Consider the following 2,070-nt stretch of genomic DNA (forward strand, 5'->3'; position numbering starts at 1 on the left):
GGGGCGAGGTCGTCGTAGGAGACCCCCGAGGGCTTGATCACGAAGAGGTCGCTGTCCGGCACGCGCCCAGAGACGTTGCCGCCCGTCCAGACCACCAGGCCGTACCGCACGAGCTCCGCGTGCAGCGCGGCCACATCGGCGCGGACGGCGTCGATGCGCTCCTGCAGGTGCTGGTCGATCACACGGCCCCCTGCCGGCGCGCTCACTCGCTCCTCCGCTTCGTGAGCACCCGCTGCAGCAGCACGAAGGCGAGGAGGATGCCGCCAGTGATGATCGTGAGGTACTCGGGCTTGATCGAGCCGTCCTTCGTGATGATCATCCACAGGGCGGCGAGCACGAGCGTGCCCACCACGGAACCCAGCACGTAGCCGACGCCGCCGGTGAGCAGCGTGCCGCCGATCACGACCGCAGCGATCGCGTCGAGCTCCCAGCCGATGCCGGTGACGTTCTGCGCTTTGCCGCCCACCTCTGCGGTGTAGACCACTCCGGCAAGGCCGGCGAGAGCGCCGCTGAGGATGTAGATCCAAACCCGCGTGCGGGCCACGGGCAGGCCCATCAGCTGGGCCGACGACTCGGCACCGCCGATCGCGTAGATCGTGCGTCCCGTGCGGGTGCGGTGCAGGAAGAAGACCGCGGCGATCACGACGACGACGGCGATGAAGAAGCCGGGCGTGAGGACGAGATCGTTGGTCTTGGGGCCGTCGATGAGCTTGAAGTCCGTGGCCAGCAGCAGGATCGGAGAGCCCTCCGGCGCGTGCACGGGCACCGTCGACAGGATCGAGGCGAGGCCGCGCGCGAGGAACATCATCGCGAGCGTCGCGATGAAGGGCTGCACGTTGAAGAACTGGATCAGCACGCCCGAGACCAGACCGAACAGCGCGCCGAGCACGATCATGATGACGATCGCGAGCCACGCGTTCACCCCCGCGCCCATGAGCATCACCCCGGCGACCGAGGTGAACGCCACGACGGCGCCGACGGACAGGTCGATGCCGCCGGAGAGGATCACGATCGTCATGGCCACGGCCAGGATGATCGTCGGGGCGAAACTCACGAGCAGACTCGACATCGTGCCGAGGTGGAAGACCCGGCCGTAGGCGATCTCCGCGTACACGAGCATGCTGATGAACAGCACGACCGCCGCGAGCGTGGGAATCAGCGACTGGCTGCGGCCCCAGACACGCGACCACGCGGTTGCGCGGGGGGTGGCGATCGCCGCGGCCTGCCCGGCCGACGGGGGCGTGGAGCGTTCGCGAGTGGTGGATGCGTCGCTCATGCGACGACCTCCTTCGGCTGCGTGGACTCGGAGAGGGGGGCCGCGGGTGTGCGGGTGCGGTTGCCGCGGCGGAGCACCAGGGAACGGATGCGCGCGGACTGCAGCAGCACCAGCGCGACGATGACGATCGCCTTGAAGGCCGGCGTCGCGGCGGCCGAGACTCCGAGGAAGAGGACCGTCTTGTTGAGGGTCGCGATCAGCAGGGCGCCGATCGTCGAGCCCACGATCGAGAACTTCCCGCCGGCGAGCGAGGTGCCCCCGATGACGACGGCGAGGATCGCGTCGAGCTCCATCTGGTACCCGGTGCCCGAGACGTCGACGGTCATGACCTCCGACACCGTGAACAGTCCGCCGACAGCGGCGAGCGCCGCCGACAGCACGTACACCGCGATGAGGATGGGGCGGGGGCGGATGCCGGCGAGCCGGCTGGCCTGCGGGTTGATGCCGATCGACTCGATCATGAGGCCGAGAGCGGTGCGGCGCATCACGAGCGCGACGACGATGACGATCGCGATCGCGAGCACGAAGCTCAGCGGAAGCCCGAGGAACTGACCGTTCGCGAGAGCCCGGAAGGGCGCGTTCTCCGCGTTCGTGTTCTGGCCGCCGGTGATGACGCGCGCGATACCGCGCCCGGCGAGCATCATCACGAGCGTGCTGATGAACGGCTGCAATCCGATGACGGCGACGAGCAGGCCGTTGATCGCGCCGAGCACGATACCCAGCAGCACGGCGAGCCCGATCGCGGTGAACATCGCACCGACGACTCTAGAGGATCCCCGGGACCGAGCTCGAAT

At 68.7% G+C, this 2,070-nt stretch carries 3 protein-coding genes; all 3 read right to left on the minus strand.

Annotation, left to right across the window (positions count from 1 at the left end; genetic code table 11):
• Positions 1–206: class II aldolase/adducin family protein (locus tag I5I_RS13205; RefSeq protein ID WP_187289958.1), on the minus strand; the 206-nt coding region annotated here is incomplete at its 3' end.
• Positions 203–1,276 (minus strand): ABC transporter permease, encoded by a 1,074-nt coding sequence (locus tag I5I_RS13210; protein ID WP_036320609.1) that lies wholly within the window; start codon positions 1,274–1,276, stop codon positions 203–205. The genes I5I_RS13210 and I5I_RS13205, both read right to left, overlap by 4 nt.
• A partial coding sequence (locus I5I_RS13215) for an ABC transporter permease (protein WP_036320623.1) occupies positions 1,273–2,070 on the minus strand: 798 nt, incomplete at its 5' end. The genes I5I_RS13210 and I5I_RS13215, both read right to left, overlap by 4 nt.

Origin of the sequence: Microbacterium sp. B24 (assembly GCF_000333415.1) — a bacterium.
Classification (GTDB): domain Bacteria; phylum Actinomycetota; class Actinomycetes; order Actinomycetales; family Microbacteriaceae; genus Microbacterium.